This window comes from Aidingimonas halophila (assembly GCF_900106955.1).
Classification (GTDB): domain Bacteria; phylum Pseudomonadota; class Gammaproteobacteria; order Pseudomonadales; family Halomonadaceae; genus Aidingimonas; species Aidingimonas halophila.
Genome location: NZ_FNNI01000020.1, coordinates 1 through 1,211 on the forward strand (window position 1 = coordinate 1; position 1,211 = coordinate 1,211).

A 1,211-nucleotide genomic window follows, 5' to 3' on the forward strand; every position below is an offset into this window, starting at 1 on the left:
TGTAATGACCCCCTGGTTTCTGCACACCCTACGCAGCTAATGCCGGGTGTGCTCGGGGTGCCACATAGTCCAGAGACTGATGTGGCCGCTCTTCGTTGTAGTACCGAATCCAGCGATCGATCACGATCCTGGCTTGGCCCAGCGACTCGAAGCGATTGAGCCAGATGCACTCTTCCTTCAAGGACCGGAAAAAGCGCTCAACAAGCCCGTTCTGCTCCGGGGTATACGGCGTCGTGAACTCCTGCGTGAGGCCATAGGCCTTCACCGTGCCGGTGTAGTGGCGACTGCTGAAAACGAGCCCGTTATCTGACCGAAGGGCCAACGGTTGCTGAACACGTCCCAGCGCTCCGAGCCGATAGATCAGTGCTTCCTCCAGTGCGGCCTCCGCTGTCTTGCTGCTGCCATTGTCCGATAATCGCCAACCAAGAATCTCTCGTGTACAGCAGTCGATAATCACCGCCAGGCTGGCTCGCCGATCCTTGCCACACCACACGTGCGTGAGATCCGTCGCCCAGCGTTCATCAGGCCGTGACGTGACTGACGGCAAGCTCCTGGCACGCGGTCGGAAACCTTGTGGCCGCTTGCGCACCTGCCAGCCTTTCATTTGCAGGATGCGCTGGATCGGCTTGCGGTTCTCTCCCAGGACACACGCCAGGCGGCGATAGCCATAGGTGGGGAACCGCTCCAGGGCCAGTTTCACCCGCACCGCCAAGTCGGCATTGATGACACGCTTCCGCGACTTGGGCCGGTAATACAGGCTACGCCGGGGGAACCCCAGCCAGCGGCAGAGCTTGACGAGCGATACCACATGGCCTTCCTCGGCCAGTTGCGCCTGCAGCGACCTTACGAGTTCTCGTCCTCGTCGAGCAGGCGCTTGAATTTTTTTAATGCATAGATCTGCAGATGGGCCTCGCCCAATGCCTCCTTGGTCTCCCGGAGCTCGGACTCATACTGCTCACGGATGTCCTTGGGGCGGGCCTTGAACCCGTTTTCCATGCTGCGCTGGGCCTCATCGATCCAGCCCTCGACCTCAGAGACAGTGAGGTCGTACTGGCGAGCCACTTCAGCCGTCGTGGTCTTGCCCTTGAAGATGTCCATGACCACGGCGGCCTTGCGCTTCGCGGTCCATCGTTTGATGGGGTTGTCGTCGCTCATCCTGTCCTCCTGATGACTGCACTATACCCTGTGCAGCTATGGAGGGGGTCACTTCA

The 1,211-nt window shown here is 60.0% G+C and carries 2 protein-coding genes; both read right to left on the bottom strand.

Going from position 1 to position 1,211, the window contains the following annotated elements; genetic code table 11:
• Nucleotides 1-28 precede the first annotated feature (28 nt).
• Complete coding sequence (locus tag BLW01_RS18255; protein ID WP_342341873.1) at nucleotides 29-919, bottom strand: IS3 family transposase; 891 nt, start codon at nucleotides 917-919, stop codon at nucleotides 29-31.
• A complete protein-coding gene (locus BLW01_RS18260) occupies nucleotides 844-1,155 on the bottom strand; it encodes a DUF1153 domain-containing protein (RefSeq protein ID WP_092572460.1) in 312 nt (103 codons plus the stop codon). The genes BLW01_RS18255 and BLW01_RS18260 overlap by 76 nt, the downstream gene beginning before the upstream one ends.
• Nucleotides 1,156-1,211: the final 56 nt, after the last annotated feature.